The 1,033-nt window shown below is 63.1% G+C and carries 1 protein-coding gene and 1 pseudogene; both read left to right on the forward strand.

What is annotated here, in order from left to right; genetic code table 11:
• Window positions 1-121: pseudogene (locus VG99_RS15895) on the forward strand (electron transfer flavoprotein subunit beta/FixA family protein); the annotation flags it as partial.
• A gap of 1 nt (window position 122) precedes the next feature.
• The coding region (locus VG99_RS15405; RefSeq protein ID WP_044501702.1) for an electron transfer flavoprotein subunit alpha/FixB family protein at window positions 123-1,033 on the forward strand (911 nt) is incomplete at its 3' end.

A 1,033-nucleotide genomic window follows, 5' to 3' on the forward strand; every position in this document is an offset into this window, starting at 1 on the left:
CACTACCTCCACCCTGAGCACCGTCAAGGTCGAAGCCCCGGCTGCCCGCAGCGCTGGCATCAAGGTCAAGACTGTCGACGAGCTGGTCGACAAACTGAAGAATGAAGCCAAGGTGATCTGACATGACGATTCTGGTTATTGCTGAACACAACAACGCCGAACTGAATGCCGCCACCCTGAACACCGTGGCTGCTGCCGCTGCCATCGGTGGCGATATTGAGGTCCTGGTCGCTGGTGCCGGTTGTGGCGCCGTGGCTGAAGCCGCTGCCAAAGTGGCTGGTGTCTCCAAGGTCCTGCTGGCCGACAACGCCGCCTACGCCAACCAGCTGCCGGAGAACATCTCCCTGCTGATTGCCGAGCTGGGCAAGGGCTACAGCCACATCCTGGCCCCGGCCAGCACCAACGGCAAGAACTACCTGCCGCGCGTGGCGGCCCTGCTGGACGTCGACCAGATCTCCGAGATCATCGCCGTGGAAAGCGCCGACACCTTCAAGCGCCCGATCTACGCCGGTAACGCTATCGCCACCGTCAAGTCCGACGCCGCGATCAAGGTCATCACCGTGCGCAGCACCGGCTTTGACGCCGTGGCTGCCGAAGGTGGCAGTGCTGCGGTAGAAGCGGTTGCCTCCGCCCAGGACGCCGGCACCTCCGCCTTTGTGGGCGAAGAACTGGCCAAGTCCGACCGTCCCGAGCTGGCTGGTGCCAAGATCGTGGTCTCCGGTGGTCGCGGCATGCAGAACGGCGACAACTTCCAGCTGCTGTACGGCCTGGCCGACAAGCTGGGCGCTGCCGTAGGTGCCTCGCGCGCCGCAGTGGACGCCGGCTTTGTGCCCAACGACATGCAGGTCGGCCAGACCGGCAAGATCGTTGCTCCCCAGCTGTACATCGCGGTTGGTATCTCCGGTGCGATCCAGCACCTGGCAGGTATGAAGGATTCCAAGGTCATTGTTGCCATCAACAAGGACGAGGAAGCCCCGATCTTCCAGGTAGCGGATTATGGCCTGGTGGGTGACCTGTTTGAGCTGGTGCCGGA

This window comes from Pseudomonas saudimassiliensis, assembly GCF_000939975.1.
In the GTDB taxonomy this organism is placed as follows: domain Bacteria; phylum Pseudomonadota; class Gammaproteobacteria; order Pseudomonadales; family Pseudomonadaceae; genus Halopseudomonas; species Halopseudomonas saudimassiliensis.